Genomic DNA, 21836 nt, shown 5'->3' with positions numbered 1-21836 from the left:
GAAGCAGGCCCGGCTCAACCTTCGCTGACCGCCTTGGCAAAATTGGCGAAGAACTCGTCGGCGAGTTTCTTCGAGACCGAATCGATCAGCCGTGAGCCGAGCTGCATCAGCTTGCCGCCGACCTGTGCCTCGACATCGTAGCGCAGCAACGTCTGGCCTTCGTCCGCATCGCTCAGCGTGACCTTGGCGCCGCCCTTGGCGAAGCCCGCGATGCCCCCCTCGCCCTCGCCCTGGATGCGGTAACCGTTTGGCGGATCGAGATCGACGAGCTCGACCTTGCCCTTGAAGCTCGCCTTCACCGGCCCGAGCTTTACCTTCACCACGGCGGAGAAATGCGTGTCGTCATCCTTGCTGAGCTGCTCGCAGCCGGGAATGCAGGCCTTCAGCACCTCAGCATCGTTGAGCTTGGCCCAGACGACCTCCTTGGTCGCGGGCAACGTCACCTCGCCATTCATCGTCATCGCCATGGCGCCACTCCCTCGGATCCCTGCCGCAACCATCCGGCTCCTGTTGCAGCCGGCCACGCCTCGGGTCTATCCAAGGCTGTCGCGCCTATCCATGAGCGGAAAGCGCCGATCGGCACAAGAGGACGAAGCGTGACGACCGACCCCAGCCGCCGCATGGCGCACGCCACCCAATGACGTCCGACGCATCGGGCCTGTTCGGCGAGCTTTTCGTCGATGCCGAAATGGCCAGGATCCTCGGCGATGAGATGCTGCTTCAGGGCATGCTCAACTTCGAGTCGGAACTCGCCCATTCGCTCGAGGCCGAAGGCCTCGCTCCGGCCGGGAACGCCATGGCGGTCGCGCAGCAATGCGACGCTCGCCTCTACGACATCGCCGCGCTCGGCAGAGCCGCTACGCTCGCGGGCAACCCTGCGATCCCGCTGGTCAAGGCATTGACGGCGCGCGTTGCCGAAGCCGCGCCCGAGCATGCCAAATGGGTCCACTACGGCGCAACCAGCCAGGATGTGATCGATTCGGGCTATGCCTATGTCATCGGCCACGCGCTCGAGATCATCGATTTCAGGCTTGGCCGGATCGCGCATTTCCTGCGTGCTCTCATCGAAGAGCATCGCGCGACGCCGATGATCGGCCGCACCTTCCTGCAGCAGGCCGTGCCGATCTCGTTCGGCCTCAAGGCTGCACTCTGGCTCGATCCGCTGCTAGAAAGCCGGCGCGTCCTCGACGAGATGCTCACGACGCCGGTCGTCCAGTTCGCCGGAGCTGCTGGCACGCTCGCAGCCCTCGAAAGCGACGCAGAACGCGTGCAGGCGCAGTTCACGGCGCTGATCCAGGGAGCGCCGGCCTCGAGCATCTCCTGGCACGCGCAGCGACATCGCATCGTCCGGCTCGCCGCCGAACTCGGCATCCTGACCGGCAATCTCGGCAAGATCGCCCGCGATGTCGCCCTGATGGCTCAGACAGAGATCGGCGAACTCGCCGAGCCGGCCGCACCGGGCAAGGGCGGCTCCTCGGCGATGCCCCATAAGCGCAATCCGGTGCTGTGCACGCTGATCCTGGCCGCGGCACAGCGTGCGCCGGGCCTGGTCTCGACCCTGCTCGCCGCCATGCCGCATGAGCACGAACGTGCGCTCGGCGGCTGGCATGCCGAATGGCCGACGCTGCCGGAGCTGTTCCGTATCGCCGGCTCGGCCTTGGCGCAGACGGTCACCCTGATCGAAGGGCTTCAGGTCTTTCCCGAGCGCATGCGCATCAATATCGAGGTCACGCATGGGCTGGTGATGTCGGAGCGCGTCTCGGTCGCCCTCGCCGCGGCCTTGGGCAAGGCGCAGGCGCATCATCTTCTAGAAGAGGCGAGCCGTGCCTGTCTGGCGGAGCAGCGGCATCTGCGCGACGTCCTGACCGACATTCCTGCGGTGACCGACCATATCGACGCCGTCGCCCTCGCGGAGCTGTTCGACCCATCGACCTATCGCGGCGCCTCCGACGCGATCATCGACCGCGTTCTGGCTCGTTGCGAGCAGCGCCCGCGGCCCGTTCCCCCCGCACCAGCGCGGGATTACAGGGCCGTCGATGGTTGAACTCACGACGCAGCAGCATGCCATAGCGGCCAGCAACGACGCCGCCGCCATGGCGCTGCGCATCGTCGCCGAGGCCGCGCGCCTGATGGGTGCGCCGCGGCTGATCCCGATCGCTTCCGCCCATATCGACGGCGCGCTCTATCACGGCGATTCCGGCACGCTCTTCGCCGAACGGCTGGTCGCGGGCGGCGCCCGCGTCGCCGTTCGCGCGACGCTGAATGTCGGCGCCTTGGCGCCCGCTGGCTGCGCGGCGATCCGCCTGCCGCCACATGAGCGCGACATGGCCGCCCGGATGATGCGCGCCTATGAGGCGATGGGCTGCGAGCCCTCCTGGACCTGCGCGCCCTATCAGGCCGGCCATCGCCCTGCTCTCGGCAGCGACGTCGCCTGGGGCGAATCCAATGCCGTCGTCTTCTGTAATTCGGTGCTGGGCGCCCGCACCAATCGCTATGGCGACTTCCTCGACATCGCCTGCGCCATCGCCGGCGTCGCGCCCGATTACGGGCTGCACCGGCCCGAGAACCGCATCGCGACGCTGCTGATCGACACGAACGGGCTGAGCCCGCGCCTGCGCGCCTCCGACGTCTTCTACCCCGTCCTCGGCACGATCCTCGGCCGCGCGGCCGGTACATCGGTCGCGGTCATTGACGGCCTGCAGGGCTGCACGACCGAGGATCGCCTGAAGGCCCTGGGTGCAGCCTCGGCCTCGGCCGGGGGCGTCGGGCTCTTCCATGTCGCCGGCGTCACCCCCGAGGCGCCGGACGCGGCCACGGCTCTGGGCCACCTGCCACCCCGCGAGACTCTGACACTAACGCCGGATCTGGTGCAGCAGGCCCTTGCCGGGCTCTCGACCGCCGGCTCAACGGAGCGCGTCGATGCGGTCGCGATCGGCTCGCCGCACCTCTCCCTGGCCGAGATCGACGAGGTCGAACGCCTCCTCGCCGGGCGCAAGCTCAAGGTGCCGCTCTACGCCAATACGGGGCGTCATGTGCAGCGCCCTCTCGAGGCGCAGGGACGGCGCAGCGCATTGGAACGCGCGGGGGTGATCTTCGTCGTCGACACCTGTGTGGTCGTGACCCCGATCCTGCCCGACATTCCAGGAGCGGTGCTGATGACCAACTCCGGCAAGTTTGCCCACTACGCGCCCGGAACGACCGGCTATGCCGTGACCTATGGCTCATTGGCGGAATGCGTCGAGAGCGCCGTCGCCGGCCGCCTCGTCAGGGAGCGCCAGGCATGGTCCTGAACGCCCAGCCCCTGAATGCTCAAGTCCTGATCGCCGGACCTCAGGTTTCAGGACGCTGCCTCGCATTGACCGCGCCGATCAGCTTCTGGGGCGGGGTCGATCCCCGCTCCGGCACCATCATCGACGCACGCCACCCGCAACGCGGCGAGGCTATCGCCGGCACCGTGCTGGCCCTGCCGGGCACGATCGGCTCGTCCTCCGCCTCGGCCGTGCTGCTCGAGCTTGTCCATGCCGGCAAGGCGCCGGCCGCTCTGCTGATGGATGCGCCGGACGCCATCCTGCTGCTGGGGTTGGTGGTCGCGCGGGAGATGGGCTGGCCGACGCCGCCCGCGCTACGGCTGCCGGCAGCGGCGCAGGCAGCGCTCGCCGGTCGCTGGCTTATGCTTTCGGGCGACGGCAAGATCACCGCCGAATAGGCGAAAGACGACGAGACAAGGAGACCGCCGATGCCGATCGAGACCATTGCGGGCGAGCCGTTCAACATCCGCTTCGACGGCCCGGCCGACGCACCGGTGCTCATGCTGTCGAACTCGCTCGGCACCAACCTGTCGATGTGGGATCCGCAGATCGCCGAATGGGCGAAGGCCTTCCGCATCCTGCGCTACGATTCGCGCGGGCATGGCCTTTCCGTGGCGACCGACAGGTCCTTCGGCATCGACAGGCTCGGGCAGGACGCCCTCGCCATCCTCGACCATTTCGGCATCGAGAAGACGCATTGGTGCGGCGTCTCGAAAGGCGGAATGGTCGGCCAGTGGCTCGCTACCAATGCGCGCGAGCGAATGGGCCGCGTCGTCCTCGCCAACACCGCCGCCCATATGGGACCGCCATCGCTCTGGAACGACCGGATCGACATCGCGCGCAGCCGCGGCATGGCCGCCCTCGTCCCAGGCGTGCTGGAACGCTGGTTCAGTCCGCGCTTCCGCGAGACCGAGCCCGCGACGGTGGTGAAGGTGAGCGAGATGCTGACCACCACCCCGGCGATCGGCTATGCCACCTGCTGCGCCGCCATTCGCGACATGGACCAGCGCGAGACGATCCGCAGCATCGCGAACCCGGTGCTCGTCATCATCGGCAAGCTCGACCCCGCGACGCCACCCGCCGCCGGCCACTTGATTGCCGACGCCATCGCGGGCTCGCGCACGGTCGAGCTCAACGCCGCCCATCTCTCCAATCTCGAGCAGCCCGAGGCCTTCACCGGCGCCGTGCTCGATTTCCTGAAAGCCTGAGGAGCCCGCCATGGACGAGAAGACCCGCTACGACGAGGGCATGAAGACCCGCCGAGCCGTGCTCGGCGGCGCCTATGTCGACAAGGCCAGCACCGGCCTCACCGACTTCAATGGCGAGTGGCAGGAGTTCATCACCCGCACCGCCTGGAACGACATTTGGAACCGGCCGGGCCTGCCCCGGCGCGAGCGTTCGATCATCGTGCTGGCGATCGCGGCCTCTCTCGGCGCCTGGGGCGAATTCCGCATCCATGTCCGCGGCGCCATCAACAACGGACTCAGCCGCGACGACGTCAAGGAAGTGCTGCTGCAGACGGCGATCTATGCCGGCGTCCCAGCCGCGAACCATGCCTTCAAGGAAGCAGCCAGCGTCTTCGCCGAAATGGAAGCAGAAGCGGCGAAGGCCTGACGGCTATGTGACCGAGAAGGCGGTGTAGGATTTGGGAATGCCCCAAACCCGCTCGACATAGATTTCGGCCTCGGGAAAGAGACGATGCATCTCTTCCCGGGAGACGATATCTGTTCCCTCCACCATCTCCGTCCAGGCCGGCAGTGTTCGTTTCCATCTCTTGATCGTCGCCGCGCGCAGGGCTTGCGGCCAGAACCACCAGAACGGCATGCCGTTATGGGGCTCGATCGGAAAGTATCGTGCCGGGGTCTGCACCCAGTAAGACTTGCCCAGTCGACGCACTTCACTCGCAAATCGAGCGCGAAAATCGGAATTTCCGACATGCTCGATCACGCTATTGCTAAATACGATATCGAACTCTTTCTTCTCAATGCCGACGACATCACAAGCATCACCTTCGACATATTTTATATTGTGATGCGTGGGATGCAGCGTCTCGGCCCTACCGGGCAGATTCAGAATAACAATGTCGAGTGGCTCGACCACTGTGTCCCAGATGGTGGGCTGACCGCCGAGATCCAGAATCGCCGGGTGATGGTCCAGGTGGAAAACACTGCAGAATTTGCGCATCCGCTTTCGGCGATAATGCGCCGAAATGGGGCCGAGCATAAAATAAAACAACTTCAATCTTAGATGCCGGAAGTCCATAATTGACCACCCAATCTAAAAGAGACGCAACGATACATATTAATTGAATGAAATTATTCGATAAAAATAAACCAAATCCCTCAGAAACAACTAGCTCCAGATATTTGACTTCAGATATAAACTGAAAAGATCATCTGAAATCCAACTGCCAATCGATCAGCTCCAGCCACTCTATTAGGCCCACCGAAATCGTTGCGCCAAAGCGAACCTCAATACCGCCGCCCGTGAGAAGCTGACCCGTTACGGCATCTTCCGGCGTAAGCTATTACGTCTTTCGGTCGAGGAGCAAGCCTCCCCAAGGCCACTCGATCGCGACAACCTTCCGACTACTTGGGACATCGGCCCAACAAGTGGAAAGCGGCCTTCGGGAAAAGCCATTGCAAGCACCGACGCCGCTCAGACGGCCTCGAAGCGCCGCCCCCGATAGATCAGGCTCGTTGCCCCAGCCGGTTGCGCCCCGGCCCCACCGAGGCCGACGACCTCACCGATCAGGACGCGATGCGTCGCGATGTCATGCGCGGCCACCAGCCGGCAGTCGAAGGCGGCAACCGCTTCGGCCAGGACCGGCGCACCGGTCGCGAGGCTGCTCCAGTGGCGCGAGGCGAAACGCGCCTCGCCATCGATACCGCGCCGGCTGGCGAAGATCTCGGCCAGGTCCTCGCAGCCGCCCGGCAGCGTGTTGATGCAGAACACCCCGCTTGCCTCGATCACGGCCAGCGTCCGGCTCGGCCGCGCGATCGAGACCAGCACGGTCGGCGGCGTATCCGAGACGGAGGCGACCGCCGTCGCGGTCAGCCCGATCCGGCCACCGGGCCCGACCGTGGTGACGATATGGACCGCGCTCGCAACCCGCGCCATCGCGTCGCGATAGAGCGGTGCATCGGGCGCGGCCCGCCGCACGGGTTGAACGAGTTCTGTCATCGGATTCCGGCTGGCCAGCGAAAGCGGGTTCGCCGCTCATGTAGAGACTGCCGACCGGAAAAGCCAGAATCGCCGGAGCAGGACGGGCCTGCGCCAGCAGCGCCATCACCGAGATCAAATATATCAACGAATGTCGGACCTAACAGAACCGGCATCACTCTCGGTCGAGCGTCGCCAGCAATCCGTTGCGCAGATGCAGCATCAGCGCATCGCTGGCAGCCATCGCCGCGGCGGGATCGGCCGTCGCCAGCGCCTGGGCGAAGGCGACGTGATGGCTCGCCGCCGGCATCAGGTCGTCCTGTCGCTCGAAATGGTACCAGGCACGCCGGATCAGGGCCTGCAGCGGCTCGACGGCGCGCGTCGCATAAGGGCTGCGTGCCGCCACCGCGACTTCGGCGTCGAGCTCCTTGTCGAGCCGCATATAGGCGTTGGCATCGCCGCTGGCGGCGGCCTCGCGCATGGCCCGCGCCTTCTCCACGATGGCGATGCGCTCGCGCGGGCTTGCCCGCTTGGCGGCATCCCCTGCGATCAGCCGCTCCAGCACCTCGCGCGCATCGAGTGCCGATACGATGTCGATCGCATTGATACCGGCGACCACGACGCCCTTGCGTGGCAGCACCTCGACCAGCCCCTGCTGCGCCAGGCGGATCAGCGCCTCGCGCACCGGAGTCCGCCCGACGCCGACCATGTCGATCATCTGCGCTTCGGTGAGCACCGCTCCCGGCCGCAGCGAGAGCGTCACGATTGCCTCCTCGAGCCTGCGATAGGCGATCTCCGTCAGACTCGGCGCTCCCGGGCCGTGGGCCGGCAGAGCACTCTCGTCAGCGAAATCCATGGCGGCCGCGGGACGAAGATTCATGCCCCATCTCCCCGCCCACGCTCTTGGATTGACGCACCGAGAGGCATTGATATATCAACCCTGTCATATCGCGATTGGACGCCACGCCTGCAATCTGCAAGCGAAACGGGCCGCCGCGCAAGACGCATTGTACGAAACGCATGGCCTCCGGCGCATTCTGCCATGAACGAGCCGGGGGGCCTATCGGCTTGGGGAGGCCTCGACCTCCGCAGATGGCTGATGCACAACGAGGCGCTGTCAGAGGGGCCGCGCCGCCTCTGTTGGACCGGAGAGCGAAATGGCCTTCGCCTGTACATTGCCTGCCATTCCGACCGCCCGGCTGGATGACGAGACGATCGGCAGCATGCACTGGGATGTCGAACCCGGCTCCCTCGCCACTCGCCCTGTCGCCACTTGCCCTGCCATGACGAGGGTCCTGACATGAAGGTCGCCGTCGTCGGAGCCGGGATCGTCGGCTCGGCCATCGCCCATGCCCTGCTTGACGAGGGTCACGAGGTCCTGGTCCTCGACAAGGAGGGGCCGGGCTTCGGCCCTTCGCGCGGCAATGCCGGCTGGATCGCCCATACCGACATCCTGCCGATCGCAAGCCCCAAGATACTCAGGCAGGTGCCGAAATTCCTGCTCGACCCGCTCGGCCCGCTGGCGATCCGCCCGGCCTATTTCCCCAAGCTCCTGCCCTGGCTCGCGCGCTTCGTGCTGGCCGCGCGGCCGGACGCCTATGAGCGCTCGATCCAGGGCATCGGCGCATTGCAGCAGCGGGCCCTGCCGGCTTGGCTCGCCCGTGCGAAGAGCACCGGCCTCGAGAGCCATATCCACCGCAAGGGTGGACTCTATGTCTTCACGGAGGCCGGCGCCTTCGAGGAGGCCCGCGGAATCGCGAAGCGCCAGGCCGAGTTCGGCATCAAGGTCGAGATGATCGGCCCTGCCGAGCTACGCCAGTTCGAGCCCGCGCTGAAGGACAAGTTCGTCGGCGCCGCCTTCCATCCCGACACCGCCCACATCAGCGATCCGCTCCAGCTCACGCTGGCTCTGTTCGAGGCAGCATTGGCCCGCGGCGCGACTTTCGAGAAGGCCGAGGTGGTCAACATCTCGACCGGCGAGCGCCCTGCCCTGATCGGCCGCGACGGCTTCCAGCGCGTGGTCGATCGCGCCGTCGTCGCAGCCGGCGCCTGGTCGAAGCCGCTGGCATCGGCGCTCGGCGACAAGGTGCCGCTCGACACCGAGCGCGGCTACAATGTCAGCTTCCCGGGCGTGACCGGGCTGACCACGCGGCCCGTCGGCTTCGAAGGCCACGGCTTCGTCATGACGCCGCTGGAAAGCGGCCTGCGCATCGGTGGCGCCGTGGAGTTCGGTGGGCTGGAAGCCCCGCCCAACCACGCCCGCACGAAGATCCTCTACGACAAGGCGAGCCGGTTCGTGGACGGCCTGCCGGCCTTCGACAGCGGCACGCTCTGGATGGGGTTTCGCCCCTCCCTGCCGGACTCGCTGCCGGTGATCGGCGCCGCCAGCCGCAACCCCCATGTCGTCTACGCCTTCGGTCACGGCCACTACGGCATGACACAATCGACGATTACGGCCGAGTTTGTGGCGGCGTTGATCGCAGGCCGCGCTCCCGCGATCGATCTCGCGCCCTTCAGCCCGCGCCGATTCTGAGGGTGGGATGGCCGAGCGCGACCTGATCATCCACATCAATGGCTGGCCGGGCAGCGGCAAGCTGACGATCGCCCGCGAGATGGCGCGGGAGATGGGTGCGCGGTTGCTCGACAACCACACCATCATCAACCCCGCCCAGGTGCTGTTCGACCGGCGCGACCCACTGCATAACTCTTTGCGCCTGGCGCTGCGGGCCGCGATCTTCGACCACCTGTGTCGAATGAAGTCGGGGACGCCGTTGATCCTGACCGACGCCCTCTCCGACGACCCCTATGACAGCGGCGTCTTCGAGGAATATCGCACGCTGACGAACACGCGTGGTGCGATGCTCGTTGCGGTGGTGCTCGACTGCTCGCCCGAGCGCAATGCCGAGCGTCTCGTGGCGCCGGGCCGTGCCGAGCGCCACAAGCTTACCAGCCAGTCCGTGCTCGACGGCCTGCGTTCCAGGCACCGCCTGCTCAGGGCCCAGGGCCTGCCGCTCGTCGAACTCGACGTCAGCGAGCTTTCCGCGGCCGAAGCGGCCCGGATTCTCATCGAACGCTGCCGTGCCGCAGCGGAATCGGATTCTCAGCCAGCAAGGCCAACACCATGAGCAGCCACACCTTTTTCTGCGTCGACGGACATACCTGCGGCAATCCGGTCCGCATGGTCGCGGGCGGCGCCCCGCCGCTCAAGGGCGCCAACATGGTCGAGAAGCGCGCGCATTTCCTGGCGGAGTATGACTGGATCCGCACCGGCCTGATGTTCGAGCCGCGCGGCCATGACGTCATGTCGGGCTCGATCCTCTACCCGCCGACGCGCGACGATGCCGACATCGCTTTCCTCTTCATCGAGACCTCGGGCTGCCTGCCGATGTGCGGCCACGGCACCATCGGTACCGTGACGATGGCGCTCGAACGCGGCCTCGTCACGCCCCGGGAGGAAGGCGTGCTGCGGATCGATACGCCGGCGGGGCTGGTCACAGCGCGCTACACGCGCAATGGCGACTATGTCGACAGCGTCCGCATCACCAACATCGCCTCCTATCTCCACGCGACCGGCCTGACCGCGGAGATCGAGGAGCTCGGCGAGGTCACCGTCGATGTCGCTTATGGCGGCAATTTCTATGCGATCGTCGATCCCCAGCAGAATTTCAGCGACATCGCCAACATTCAGCCGTCCGACATCCAGCGCTGGAGCCCGAAGCTGCGCGCGGCACTGAACGCGAAGTACCAGTTTGTTCACCCGGAGAACCCGGCGATCAACGGCCTCAGCCACATTCTCTGGACCGGCGAGCCGACCAAGCCCGAGGCCCATGCCCGCAACGCCGTGTTCTATGGCGACAAGGCGATCGACCGTTCGCCCTGCGGCACCGGGACCTCCTCGCGGATGGCGCAATGGGCGGCGCAGGGCAAGCTCAAGGTCGGCGACGACTTCGTCCATGAGAGCATTATCGGTACGATGTTCCGCGGCCGGGTCGAAGCCACGGCCCAGGTCGGCCCGTTCGAGGCGATCATCCCCTCCATCGAGGGCTGGGCCCGCATGACCGGCTACAACACGATCTTCATCGATGACCGCGACCCCCTCGCCCACGGCTTTCTGGTGACGGACAAGGCCTGAACTCCGCGCGGCAACGGCAGGATGAAAAGGGCCCTCATGGGCCCTTTTTTCGTCCTGCACGCGCGGCGGAAGTGCGGGTCGGGACTGCCCGCAGGGGGCGGAAGGAGCGCCATCCAGCGTTGCACTCCCCGTTTGCAAGAAAACGCCGGAACGCATTTTCTGCCGGGAGGGCCTCTCGCGCCTGCCCCTAACACAACCATCTTGCGCGAAATCGGCGCGCCGCCGCAGAGAATACTGCCCAATTCCGAGGCAGTTCACAGCAGATTGCTTTTGACAGTTTTGTGGCCCGGCGCGATTGTCGAAAGCGCAAGGCGTTGGTAGCTCTGCATGGTGATCGCATCCCGCATGCGTCGGCGTCATGCCGATGACAAGAACGGGAGCGGATTCGAGGGGTCGGCGTCGTCAATGGAAGTCTTCCTGCAGCAGCTCATCAACGGGCTGACCTTGGGGTCGATCTACGGCCTCATCGCCATCGGCTACACGATGGTTTTCGGCATCATCGGCATGGTGAACTTCGCGCATGGCGACGTTTTCATGCTGTCGGCCTTCATCGCGCTGATCTTCTTCATGCTGATCGCCGCCTGGTTCGGGGCCGGGCTGATCGTGGTCGCGCTGGTCATCGTGCTGGCCCTGGCGATGTTCTTCACCTCGCTCTGGAACTGGACGATCGAGCGCGTCGCCTACCGGCCCTTGCGCGGCTCCTTCCGCCTCGCCCCGCTGATCTCGGCGATCGGCATGTCGATCTTCCTGATGAACTTCGTCCAGGTCGTGCAGGGCCCGCGCAACAAGTCGATCCCGCCGATGCTGAACAAGTCGATCACTCTGATCGAGAGCGCGACCTACTCGGTCCAGATCTCCTACAAGCAGATCGTCATCATCGCGACGACCGCTGTGCTACTCGCCGCCTTCTGGTACATCGTGCAGAAGACGCCTCTCGGCCGCGCCCAGCGCGCCTGCGAGCAGGATCGCAAGATGGCTGCCCTGCTCGGCATCGACGTCGACCGCACGATCTCGATCACCTTCGTCATGGGCGCGGCCCTCGCGGCGGTCGCCGGCGTCATGTACCTCGTGCTCTACGGCGTCGTCAGCTTCCATGACGGCTTCGTTCCGGGCGTGAAGGCCTTCACGGCCGCCGTGCTCGGCGGCATCGGCTCGCTGCCCGGCGCCGTCATCGGCGGCCTGCTGATCGGGCTGATCGAAGTGATGTGGTCGGCCTATTTCACCATCGACTACAAGGACGTCGCCGCCTTCTGCATCCTGGCGATCGTTCTCGTCTTCATGCCCTCGGGTATTCTCGGCCGGCCCGAAGTCGAGAAGGTCTGAAGCGATGAACCGCCCCGCCGCGACCACCACGCTCTCGACGACCGCTCCAAGGCTCGACCTTGCCGCGGCCGTGAAGGAAGCCGGCTTCGCCGCCCTCGTCACCCTGGGCCTGTGCATCCCGATCATCGCCTGGGGCACGCGCCAGAACATGGACAACGTCCTGGTGCTGGACCCGCGCTGGGGCGCGGTCGCCTGGGCGGTGGCCATCGTCTTCGTCGGGCGCTTCCTCGTCGTCCTGCGCCAGCAGACCAAGTCGGAGCGCAAGTCGCTCGTGCGCTTCCTGCCGCACGGCACCTTCGCCTTCTTCCAGCGCCACTCGCGCAAGTTCTCGCTGTTCGGCCTCGGCTTCCTCGTCACCTTCCCGATCATCGCGATCAATCTGGCGGGCTGGGGCGGCGCGCTGAAATGGATCGACAATTTCGGCGTCCAGATCCTGATCTACGTGATGCTGGGATGGGGGCTGAACATCGTCGTCGGCCTCGCCGGCCTGCTCGACCTCGGCTATGTCGCCTTCTATGCCGTCGGCGCCTATTCCTACGCGCTGCTGGCCAAGAATTTCGGCCTGTCCTTCTGGATCCTGTTGCCGCTTTCGGGGATCCTCGCAGCCTTCTGGGGCATGCTGCTCGGCTTTCCGGTGCTGCGCCTGCGCGGCGACTATCTCGCCATCGTCACCCTGGCGTTCGGCGAGATCATCCGCCTCGTGCTGATCAACTGGGTCGACTTCTCCGGCGGCTATGCCGGCATCTCCGGCATTCCGCGCCCGAGCTTCTTCGGCATCCCCTTCAACGCCAGCGACACCGGCTTCGCCGCCGTGTTCGGGTTGGAGTTCTCGCCGCTCTACCGAACGATCTTCCTCTACTACCTGATCCTGTGCCTGGCACTGCTGACCGCCTTCGTGACGCTGCGACTGCGACGCCTGCCGGTCGGGCGCGCCTGGGAAGCCCTGCGCGAGGACGAGATCGCCTGCCGCTCTCTCGGCATCAACACGACGAGCACGAAGCTCACCGCCTTCTCGATCGGCGCCATGTTCGGCGGCGTCGCCGGCGCCTTCTTCTCGGCGCGGCAGGGCTTCATCAGCCCTGAATCCTTCGTCTTCATGGAATCGGCCATCATCCTGGCGATCGTCGTCCTCGGCGGCATGGGCTCGCTCTGGGGCTGCGCCATCGCCGCGATCGCGATGATCGGCGGGACCGAATTGCTGCGCGAACTCGAATGGCTCAAGGCGATCTTCGGCAATGATTTCGACCCGACGAAGTATCGCATGCTGATCTTCGGTCTCGCCATGGTCGTGATCATGATCTGGAAGCCGCGCGGGCTGATCTCGACGCGCGAGCCGACCGCCTTCCTGAAGGAGAAGAAGGCGATCTCGGCCGACATGGTTCAGGAGGGCCACGGCTGATGACGCCAGCTCCTGCCACCGCCGCCCCCCTGCTCCGGGTCGAGCATGTCACCATGCGCTTCGGCGGTCTGACCGCCGTCAACGACCTCTCCTTCGAGGCCCGCAAGGGCGACATCACGGCGCTGATCGGCCCCAACGGGGCCGGCAAGACCACGGTCTTCAACTGCATCACCGGCTTCTACAAGCCGACCGAGGGCATGATCACGCTGACGCAGGATTCCGGCGCCAGCTACCTCCTGGAGCGGATGCCGGATTTCAAGATCAGCTGGCACGCCAAGGTCGCGCGAACCTTCCAGAACATCCGCCTCTTCGGCGGCCTGACCGTGCTGGAGAACCTCCTCGTCGCGCAGCACAACCCGCTGATGATCGCCTCGGGCTACACCTTCCTCGGCGTGCTCGGCGTCGGCGGATACAAGGCCCGCGAGAAGGAGGCGATCGAGAAGGCCAAGTTCTGGCTGGAGAAGATCAACCTGATCGACCGCGCCGACGATCCCGCCGCCGATCTGCCCTATGGCGACCAGCGCCGGCTCGAGATCGCGCGTGCCATGTGCACCGACCCGGTGCTGCTCTGCCTCGACGAGCCGGCCGCGGGCCTGAACCCGCGCGAAAGCCATGATCTCAACACGCTCTTGCTGTCGATCCGCAAGGACATCGGCACGGCGCTGCTGCTGATCGAGCACGACATGTCGGTGGTGATGGAAATCTCGGATCATGTCGTGGTGCTCGACTACGGCACCAAGATCGCCGACGGGACGCCAGCAGAGGTCCAGGCCGACCCGCGCGTGATCGCAGCTTATCTCGGGGTCGACGACGAGGAAGTCGCGACCGTCGAAGCGGAGGTCGGAATCGCGTGACCGAAGCCCATCCCCAGACCGGGACCCCGTCGCTGCTCGCCGTTCGCGGCGTCAAGACCTACTACGGCAAGATCATCGCGCTGAAAGGCGTCGACATCGACGTCCGCGAAGGCGAGATCGTCACCATGATCGGCGCGAACGGCGCCGGCAAATCCACCCTGATGATGACGATCTTCGGCAATCCGCAGGCGCGCGAGGGCACGATCACCTATGAGGGGCGCGACATCACGAAGATGCCGAGCCACGAGATCGCGCGGCTGGGCATCGCGCAATCGCCTGAAGGGCGCCGCATCTTCCCGCGCATGACGGTGTTCGAGAACCTGCAGATGGGCGCCGCGCTGCGCGACCTCAGCCATTTCGACGAGGATCTCGAACGGATCTGCACGCTCTTCCCGCGCATCCGCGAACGCCTGCAGCAACGCGGCGGGACGCTTTCCGGCGGCGAGCAGCAGATGGTCGCGATCGCGCGCGCCCTGATGGCGCGACCCAGGCTGCTGCTGCTCGACGAGCCCTCGCTCGGTCTTGCCCCGCTGATCGTCAAGCAGATCTTCGAGGCCATCCGCGAGCTCAACCGCACGCAGGGCCTGACGGTCTTCCTGGTCGAGCAGAACGCCTTCCACGCGCTCAAGCTCGCCCATCGCGGCTATGTCATGGTCAATGGCGTCGTCACCATGAGCGGCAGCGGCCAGGAACTCCTGGCCAACCCGCAGGTGCGCGCCGCCTATCTCGAAGGCGGGAGGCACTGAGATGCAGGGCATCCTCTACGAAGAACCGAGCGCCTGGCTCTTCCTGCTGGTCAGCGTGATCATGGGCGGCTGGCTCGCCTGGATGGCAGGCCGTGCGATTGCCAAGACCTGGCGCCCGATCTGGCAACTCATCATCTACATGCTGGTGCTGGGACTGTTCGTCCGCTTCATCCATTTCGCGCTGTTCGAGGCGACGCTGCTGACGCTGCACTACTACATCGTCGACGTGATCGTGCTGATGGCGTTCGGCTTCGCGGGCTGGCGCTACAACCTTACCCGACAGATGACGACCCAGTATCGCTGGCTCTACGAGCGCACCGGCCCCTTCTCCTGGAAGGCCCGGGAAAGTGCCGGAAAGCCCGTCTAAAGGACCAAAAACCATTAAGAGCTTGTCACGTGACACACACCGGAAAAAGCGCAAGACTGCGTTTCACGGTGGCACCACGCGCCGAGACGGGCGGATCACCCAGCCCGTACATAGTGCATAATGCAGGGGAGTCTCATCTCATGAAGAAACTGCTGTTGAGCAGCATCGCGCTCGGCGCGGTCCTCGCCTTCTCCGGCGTGGCGAATGCTCAGATCAAGCTGGGCGTCGGCGGCCCGATCACCGGCCCCAACGCCGCCTTCGGCGCGCAGTTGAAGAACGGTACGGAAATGGCCGTGGAGGACATCAACGCCGCCGGTGGCGTGCTTGGCCAGAAGCTCTCCGTGACCGTCGGCGACGACGTCTCCGATCCGAAGCAGGGCGTCTCGGTCGCCAACAAGTTCGTCGGCGACGGCGTCAAGTGGGTGGTCGGCCACTTCAACTCCGGCGTCACCATGCCGGCATCCGAAGTCTATGCCGAGAACGGCATCCTGATGATCTCGCCTTCGGCCACGAACCCGAAGATCACCGAGCGCGGTCTCTGGAACACCTTCCGCACCTGCGGCCGCGATGACCAGCAGGGCGAAGTCGCGGCGGCCTATGTCGCCAAGAACTTCAAGGACAAGAAGATCGCCATCGTCCACGACAAGACGACCTATGGCCAGGGCCTCGCCGACGAGACCCGCAAGGGCCTGACCAAGGCCGGCATCAAGGACGTGCTCTATGAGGGCATCAACGCCGGCGAGAAGGACTTCTCGGCCCTGATCTCGAAGATCAAGTCGGTCGGCGCGGACTTCGTCTACTGGGGCGGCCTGCACACCGAAGGCGGCCTGATCGTCCGCCAGATGCGCGACCAGGGCGTCAACGCCGTGCTGATCTCCGGCGACGGCATCACCACCGACGAGTTCGCCACGATCGGCGGCCCCGGCGTCGAAGGCACGCTGATGACCTTCCCGCCGGATCCGCAGAAGCGTCCCGAGGCGGCCGCCATCGTCAAGAAGTTCGAGGCCAAGAACTTCAAGCCCGAGGCCTACACCCTGTACAGCTACGCAGCGGTGCAGATCATGGCGGAAGGCGCCAAGCGCGCGAACTCGGCCGATCCCAAGAAGATCGCCGAAGCGCTGAAGGGCGGCCAGCCGGTCAAGACCGTGATCGGCGACATCTCCTTCGACAAGAAGGGTGACATCACCCGTCCGGACTACACCGTCTACACCTGGAAGAAGGGTGCCGACGGCAAGGTGACCTACGTCGAGAATTGATCTCGACGCCTGATCCCAGACAGGCCTGAAGCGAGACCGCCCCGGAGTGATCCGGGGCGGTTTTCGTTTGGAGCCGAGCGAGAGGGCGAGGCTGACACTTGAGTCAGATTTGGGTCGGAAGCGGTCGTTGGCCTGATAGTGGCTTCAGGCTTACGGTCACGTCGATAATGCTACGGGGTTCCCGTGATCCGATTTCGAAATGCTGCTCTTTGCGCGATGAGCGTTAGCGCCACTGTCGGCTTCCTAATCCTAGCTGGGGCAATCATCGGATACATGTTGCCCCTCAGTGCCTCAGAAGCCTTGAACGGAGTGCCAACGGGAGCCCACGAACTTGGCTTCTGGCTGCTCCTCTTGATTTCTCTGCCGCTTTGGCTGGCGGGCTCGTGGTTATCGACACTAGCCACCATCAAAAATGCGCCGGATGGTCGGGGACGCCGCCGCGCAATATGGGCATGTGCGTTGCTAACATCGGCGTTAGCGATAGCCGCAATCAACAACACTTTCGGTTTCGGCGATCAATTCCGACCGATTTGAAGAGCGAGCGGACTGAGCTTCAAGGTCAGCAATGGGTCGAAGGCCGACGCTCGCCCGCGGACGCAGGCCGTCTGGCCTCAGCCCTGAATCGGCTTCTGCGGAACCGCCGTCAAGCTCCTGAGAAAGCCCGCGAAACGCAGGAGCCCGTCCGGCCAGGGGCCGTGTCCGGACTCGGAATTGATATGCCCACTCTCCCCGGCATCGACGAATTCGGAACCCCAGACCGAAGCCAGATCCCTGGCCTCCTCGGGCGTGCAGTAGGGATCGTTGGTGCTGGCGATCAGCACGCTGCGGAACGGCAGGATCTCGCGCCGATGGGGAATGAAATCTGCCGCCATGCCGGGGATCGCGCCCTTGGCGCGCTCGGACGCTGGCGCGACCAGGAAGGCGCCGGCGACCTCGCCCGGATGCAGATGCTCTGCCGCATGCGCGACCGCGCTGACGCCCGCCGAATGGGCGACCAGAACCACCGGCCGCGTCGCCGCACGCACCGCCTGGACGATACGCTCGGCCCAGAGATGGCGCGAGGGCTTGTACCAGTCCTCCTGCTCGACCAGGCGCGCCGTGGTGAGCTTGGCCACCCAGCGGCTCTGCCAGTGATCGGGACCGGAACCCGACAAGCCGGGAACGATCAGGATGTCGGTATCGGAGGTTTTCATCAGGCGTAGATAGCTCTGCCGCCTGCGAAGTCCAGCCCTTCAGCTCGCCCCGAACACCCGCGCGAAGATCGTGTCGACATGTTTGAAGTGGTAGCCCTCGTCGAACATCGCCTCGAGCTCGGCATCGGAGAGCTTCGCCGTGACGTCCTTGTCCTTCTTGAGGTTGGTCAGGAAGTCCTCGCCATGCTCCCAGGTGCGCATCGCGTTGCGCTGGACCAGCGAATAGCTCTCCTCGCGGCTGGCGCCGGCCTGCGTCAGGGCCAGCAGCACGCGCTGCGAATTGTGCAGGCCGCCGAGCCGGTCGAGGTTCTTGCGCATGTTCTGCGGGTAGATCAGCAGCTTGTCGACGACGCCGGTCAGCCGCGCCAGCGCGAAATCGAGCGTCACCGTCGCATCCGGGCCGATCATGCGCTCGACGGAGGAGTGCGAGATGTCGCGCTCGTGCCAGAGCGCGACGTTCTCCAGCGCCGGCACGACCATGCCGCGCACAAGCCGTGCGAGGCCGGTCAGGTTCTCGGTCAGCACCGGGTTGCGCTTGTGCGGCATCGCCGACGAGCCCTTCTGGCCGGGCGAGAAGAACTCCTCGGCCTCGTATACCTCGGTCCGCTGCAGATGCCGGATCTCGATCGCCAGCCGCTCGACGCTGGAGGCGACCACGCCCAGCGTAGCGAAATACATCGCATGCCGGTCGCGCGGGATGACCTGCGTCGAAACCGGTTCGACGGTCAGCCCCATCTTCTCGGCGACGTAAGCTTCGACGCTCGGATCGATGTTGGCGAAGGTGCCGACGGCGCCCGAGATCGCGCAGGTCGCGATCTCGGCGCGCGCCGCGACCAGGCGCGCGCGGCAGCGGTCGAACTCGGCATAGGCCTGGGCGAGCTTGAGCCCGAAGGTCACCGGTTCGGCATGGATGCCGTGCGAGCGGCCGATCGTGGGCGTCAGCCTGTGCTCGAAGGCGCGGCGCTTGATGGCGCCAAGCAGACCATCGACATCGGCGATGAGGATATCGGTGGCGCGGGCGAGCTGCACCGAGAGCGTGGTGTCGAGAATGTCCGACGAGGTCATGCCCTGGTGGACGAAGCGCGCCTCGGGCCCGACGATCTCGGCCAGATGCGTCAGGAAAGCGATGACGTCATGCTTGGTGACGCGCTCGATCTCGTCGATGCGGGCGACATCGAAGGTCGCGTCCTTGGCCTTGGCCCAGATCGTCGCGGCGGCCTCCTTCGGCACGACGCCGAGCTCGGCCAGCTTGTCGGTGGCATGGGCCTCGATCTCGAACCAGATCCGGAACCGCGTCTGCGGCTCCCAGATCGCGACCATCTCGGGGCGGGAATAGCGCGGGATCATCGTCTCGTCCTTGTCACCACACGAGCCCTCATCCTGAGGAGCGCTCCGCAATGAGCGCTCCTCAGGATGAGGGCTTTACCAAAACCTCAAACCCACGCCCCGCGGGCGGCCTCAGCCGCCTTGCGGATCGCGGAAATATTGCCGGCATAGGCGGAAGGCCCGCCCTTGAACACGGCAGAGCCCGCCACGAAAACGTCGGCGCCGGCCTTCGCCGCCAGCGGCGCGGTGTCCGTCGTCGCGCCGCCGTCGATCTCGAGCCAGATCGGGCGCTCGCCGATCAGTGCCTTCACCTGGGCGATCTTCGGCACGACCGAATGGATGAAGCTCTGTCCGCCGAAGCCGGGATTGACCGTCATCAGCAGGATCAGGTCGAGATCATCGAGCAGCGGCTCCACCAGGCTCGCCGGCGTGCCGGGGTTGAGCACGATGCCGGCCTTCTTGCCCTGCGCCTTGATCGCCTGCAGCGTCCGATGCGGATGCGGGCCTGCCTCGACATGGAACGAGATCAGGTCGGCGCCGGCCTTGGCGAAGGCTTCGATGTACGGATCGACCGGCGCGATCATCAGGTGCACGTCGAAGAACTTCTTCGTATGCGGGCGGATCGCCTTCAGCACGTCGGGCCCGAAGGTGATGTTGGGCACAAAATGCCCGTCCATCACGTCGCAATGAATCCAGTCGGCGCCGGCCTCGTCGATCGCGCGAACCTCCTCGCCGAGCTTCGAGAAGTCGGCCGAGAGGATGGATGGGGCGATGCGGATGGGAGTGCTCATGCCGCGCGGTTTAAAGCATCGCGCGGGAAAATGGGAACGCGTTTTCCGCAGAAAAGCGATGCAACGAACAAAAAGATCTGGCAGCCAACCGGCGCCTCAGGCCGAGCGCACCTTGACCGGGAAGGAGAGTCGCCTGTCAGCCTCGATCATCTCCGCCACCGCCGTCGCGAAGGCCGGGCGCTGCTTCAGCCGCTCATACCAGCGCGCCAGCCCCTCGAACCCGTCCAGCGAAGGACCGCCGAGGCGCAGCGCATAGAGCACCGACATGAACAGTGCGACATCGGCAGCCGACAGCAGGCCACCGAAGAAGTCGCGGCCGGCCAGCTTGTCCTCGAGCACCGCGTAGTGCCCGGTGAGCTGGCTCTCGCCGATCAGCGCGTCGGCCTCCTGCGCGGCGCGCCGCATCGGGTCGGACGCCGGCGGCTCGGTCCGGTGCATCAGAAGCCGCAGGCTCGCGAACATGATCTCGTCGGCATAGACCTCGTCGAGCCGACAACGCGCCCGGTCGACCGGGCTCTCGGGATAGAGCGGCGGCTCCGGATAGGCATCCTCGAGATATTCGAGGATGACGGTGGAATCGTAGAGCACGAGCCCGCAGTCGCTCAGGATCGGGACCTGCTTCTTCGGATTGAGCGCGACGACCTCCGGATGCCTCGGATCATAGCCCGTCGTCTGGTTGAACGGGACCACGATCCGCTCGAACGGCAACCCCTTTTCCCGCAGGGCGATCTCGACCTTGCGCGAGAACAGACTCAGCGGTCCGGAATAGAGGGTGATCATGACGCATGGCTCCGATGGCAACGGAGCCAGCTTCGCAAACGCCGCCGTCAGGCGCCGTCAGCAGCCGCCTCGGCCCGGCGAATCCGCCTCGCCAGGCCGCTGAGCAACCAGGGCATCAGGTAGATCGGGAACTGCGCCAGCGCGAAGAACAGAAAGGTCGAGGGCGGCACGCCGGCCCCGAGTGCCGCGACAATCATGCCCATATTGCGCTGACCGGCCCCATAGCCGACCATGAAGCGCTCTGATCGGCGCAGGAAGCGCAGGGCGACATAGCTGGCCGCCAGCCCGACCACTGACACGCCGAAGACGCAGGCGAGAAAACCCGCGACGCGGGTCGGATTGTCGAGCGCAGCCCGGGTGACGCCGTCCATCGCCGCGATGGCGAAGATGAAATACATCAGTACGCCGAAGCCATCGAGATTGGCCTTCATCCCCTTGATGCGAGACGATCCTAGCCAGGTCCGCAGGATTGCGGCACAGGCCATGCCGCCGCCCACGAAGAACAGCAGCCGCAGGGTCAGCACCCAGCGGTCGAGCGGTACGGCGGCCCCGGCAAGAAGCTCCACCAGCATCGGCGCGACCAACGGGCTCGCGATCGTGGTGATGATGACTCCGGCGATGATCAGAGACGGCTCGAAACCATAGAGGATCGCAACCGCGGGCGATGACATGATCGGCGGCGCCGCGGCCATGATGGCGAGGCCAAGCAGCAGGCCGGGATCGAGCGCATCGCGCCCCAGGACCAGGAGCGCCGCCCCGATCAGCACGACGGGCGCGCCAACCATCCAGAGGCAGGTCAGGATCAGCTTGCCCGGGCGGCGCAGCAAACCGGCGATGATGCCGAGATCGGCCCGCATGAAGACGATGGTGGTGAAGCAGAAGATCGTCACCGGCAGCACCGGGCGCGCCGCCGCGGAGAACTGCGGCAGCGCCAGGCCGAGAAAGATCGAAAGCGCGAATCCCTGCGTGCCGTAGCGCCCGAGCCAGGCCAGGCCGGCGGCCAGTGAAGCAGCGATGCGCGTGAGCATGGAAAGGCCCGACTCGTCCCGAAAGGAGGCCGACACTGGCCGATCGCCACCCCTGCGTCACCCGCCATCGCAACAGACCCGCCCTGCGCCGGCAGGAAATTGCGTCGAGGCCATGCTTTGCCGGTTGCCAGGCAGGCATCAGGGCATCTTGGCGCAAATCTTGCGAAACTT

Annotated in this window: 22 protein-coding genes and 1 pseudogene; 14 read left to right on the top strand and 9 right to left on the bottom strand. The window is 65.6% G+C overall.

The genetic code is table 11. From position 1 onward, the window contains the following. Positions 1–14 precede the first annotated feature (14 nt). A complete protein-coding gene (locus tag VGN82_RS25090) occupies positions 15–467 on the bottom strand; it encodes a CoxG family protein (protein WP_327529791.1) in 453 nt (150 codons plus the stop codon). A gap of 170 nt (positions 468–637) precedes the next feature. Here VGN82_RS25090 and pcaB point away from each other — a divergent pair, with 170 nt between their 5' ends. The 5 genes from pcaB to pcaC are packed head-to-tail and all read left to right on the top strand — an operon-like array spanning position 638 to position 4922. Then, on the top strand, positions 638–2044 hold the full coding sequence (gene pcaB / locus VGN82_RS25085) for a 3-carboxy-cis,cis-muconate cycloisomerase (RefSeq protein ID WP_327529790.1): 1407 nt from the start codon (positions 638–640) through the stop codon (positions 2042–2044). Then, complete coding sequence (locus VGN82_RS25080) at positions 2037–3290, top strand: aconitase X catalytic domain-containing protein (RefSeq protein WP_327529789.1); 1254 nt, start codon at positions 2037–2039, stop codon at positions 3288–3290. The genes pcaB and VGN82_RS25080 overlap by 8 nt, the downstream gene beginning before the upstream one ends. Further along, positions 3281–3706 carry an aconitase X swivel domain-containing protein gene (locus tag VGN82_RS25075; protein ID WP_327529788.1) on the top strand — a complete coding sequence of 142 codons (426 nt, stop codon included), beginning with the start codon at positions 3281–3283 and terminating at the stop codon, positions 3704–3706. The genes VGN82_RS25080 and VGN82_RS25075 overlap by 10 nt, the downstream gene beginning before the upstream one ends. A 30-nt stretch (positions 3707–3736) precedes the next feature. Continuing rightward, complete coding sequence (gene pcaD, locus VGN82_RS25070) at positions 3737–4516, top strand: 3-oxoadipate enol-lactonase (RefSeq protein WP_327529787.1); 780 nt, start codon at positions 3737–3739, stop codon at positions 4514–4516. A 10-nt stretch (positions 4517–4526) separates the two neighbouring features. Beyond that, the gene (gene pcaC / locus VGN82_RS25065; protein ID WP_327529786.1) at positions 4527–4922 is read left to right on the top strand and encodes a 4-carboxymuconolactone decarboxylase; all 396 of its coding nucleotides are present in this window, start codon (positions 4527–4529) and stop codon (positions 4920–4922) included. Between the two features lie 3 nt (positions 4923–4925). On the opposite strand, the gene VGN82_RS25060 is transcribed toward pcaC, so the two are convergent. The 3 genes from VGN82_RS25060 to VGN82_RS25050 form a co-directional block, all read right to left on the bottom strand. Next, a complete protein-coding gene (locus VGN82_RS25060) occupies positions 4926–5549 on the bottom strand; it encodes a class I SAM-dependent methyltransferase (protein WP_327529785.1) in 624 nt (207 codons plus the stop codon). Positions 5550–5966: 417 nt separating this feature from the next. After that, complete coding sequence (locus tag VGN82_RS25055) at positions 5967–6491, bottom strand: flavin reductase family protein (protein WP_327529784.1); 525 nt, start codon at positions 6489–6491, stop codon at positions 5967–5969. Between the two features lie 154 nt (positions 6492–6645). Beyond that, the gene (locus VGN82_RS25050; RefSeq protein WP_327529783.1) at positions 6646–7350 is read right to left on the bottom strand and encodes a GntR family transcriptional regulator; all 705 of its coding nucleotides are present in this window, start codon (positions 7348–7350) and stop codon (positions 6646–6648) included. Positions 7351–7770: 420 nt separating this feature from the next. On the opposite strand from VGN82_RS25050, the gene VGN82_RS25045 reads away from it, so the two are divergent. The 9 genes and pseudogenes from VGN82_RS25045 to VGN82_RS25005 all read left to right on the top strand — a co-directional run bounded on the left by VGN82_RS25045 (position 7771) and on the right by VGN82_RS25005 (position 16547). Further along, positions 7771–9003 (top strand): NAD(P)/FAD-dependent oxidoreductase, encoded by a 1233-nt coding sequence (locus VGN82_RS25045; RefSeq protein ID WP_327529782.1) that lies wholly within the window; start codon positions 7771–7773, stop codon positions 9001–9003. Positions 9004–9010: 7 nt separating this feature from the next. Next, on the top strand, positions 9011–9595 hold the full coding sequence (locus VGN82_RS25040) for an AAA family ATPase (RefSeq protein ID WP_327529781.1): 585 nt from the start codon (positions 9011–9013) through the stop codon (positions 9593–9595). Then, positions 9592–10602 (top strand): 4-hydroxyproline epimerase, encoded by a 1011-nt coding sequence (locus VGN82_RS25035; protein WP_327529780.1) that lies wholly within the window; start codon positions 9592–9594, stop codon positions 10600–10602. Before VGN82_RS25040 ends, VGN82_RS25035 begins: the two co-directional genes overlap by 4 nt. A 405-nt stretch (positions 10603–11007) precedes the next feature. Continuing rightward, positions 11008–11925 carry a branched-chain amino acid ABC transporter permease gene (locus VGN82_RS25030; RefSeq protein WP_327529779.1) on the top strand — a complete coding sequence of 306 codons (918 nt, stop codon included), beginning with the start codon at positions 11008–11010 and terminating at the stop codon, positions 11923–11925. Positions 11926–11929: 4 nt separating this feature from the next. After that, the gene (gene livM / locus VGN82_RS25025) at positions 11930–13324 is read left to right on the top strand and encodes a high-affinity branched-chain amino acid ABC transporter permease LivM (RefSeq protein WP_327529778.1); all 1395 of its coding nucleotides are present in this window, start codon (positions 11930–11932) and stop codon (positions 13322–13324) included. Beyond that, positions 13324–14148 (top strand): annotated as a pseudogene (locus VGN82_RS25020) (ABC transporter ATP-binding protein); the annotation flags it as partial. The gene livM and the pseudogene VGN82_RS25020, both read left to right, overlap by 1 nt. Before the next feature lie 26 nt (positions 14149–14174). Continuing rightward, on the top strand, positions 14175–14924 hold the full coding sequence (locus VGN82_RS25015) for an ABC transporter ATP-binding protein (RefSeq protein ID WP_327529777.1): 750 nt from the start codon (positions 14175–14177) through the stop codon (positions 14922–14924). A gap of 1 nt (position 14925) precedes the next feature. Next, complete coding sequence (locus VGN82_RS25010; RefSeq protein WP_327529776.1) at positions 14926–15291, top strand: DUF6867 family protein; 366 nt, start codon at positions 14926–14928, stop codon at positions 15289–15291. A gap of 140 nt (positions 15292–15431) precedes the next feature. Further along, positions 15432–16547: a branched-chain amino acid ABC transporter substrate-binding protein gene (locus tag VGN82_RS25005; protein ID WP_327529775.1), complete on the top strand. Its 1116-nt coding sequence runs from the start codon at positions 15432–15434 to the stop codon at positions 16545–16547. Between the two features lie 611 nt (positions 16548–17158). Here the strand turns inward: VGN82_RS25005 and VGN82_RS25000 are convergent. The 5 genes from VGN82_RS25000 to VGN82_RS24980 form a co-directional block, all read right to left on the bottom strand. Then, positions 17159–17740 carry an RBBP9/YdeN family alpha/beta hydrolase gene (locus tag VGN82_RS25000; RefSeq protein WP_327529774.1) on the bottom strand — a complete coding sequence of 194 codons (582 nt, stop codon included), beginning with the start codon at positions 17738–17740 and terminating at the stop codon, positions 17159–17161. 39 nt (positions 17741–17779) lie between these two features. Next, positions 17780–19087, bottom strand: a complete 1308-nt coding sequence (gene purB, locus VGN82_RS24995) for an adenylosuccinate lyase (RefSeq protein WP_327529956.1) — start codon at positions 19085–19087, stop codon at positions 17780–17782. 86 nt (positions 19088–19173) lie between these two features. After that, on the bottom strand, positions 19174–19857 hold the full coding sequence (gene rpe / locus VGN82_RS24990; RefSeq protein ID WP_327529773.1) for a ribulose-phosphate 3-epimerase: 684 nt from the start codon (positions 19855–19857) through the stop codon (positions 19174–19176). 96 nt (positions 19858–19953) lie between these two features. After that, complete coding sequence (locus VGN82_RS24985; protein WP_327529772.1) at positions 19954–20637, bottom strand: glutathione S-transferase family protein; 684 nt, start codon at positions 20635–20637, stop codon at positions 19954–19956. Between the two features lie 47 nt (positions 20638–20684). Next, positions 20685–21665 (bottom strand): hypothetical protein, encoded by a 981-nt coding sequence (locus VGN82_RS24980; RefSeq protein WP_327529771.1) that lies wholly within the window; start codon positions 21663–21665, stop codon positions 20685–20687. Positions 21666–21836: the final 171 nt, after the last annotated feature.

Source organism: Allobosea sp. (assembly GCF_035999205.1).
GTDB lineage: Bacteria > Pseudomonadota > Alphaproteobacteria > Rhizobiales > Beijerinckiaceae > Allobosea.
This window is presented reverse-complemented; position numbering and strand designations above follow the sequence as displayed.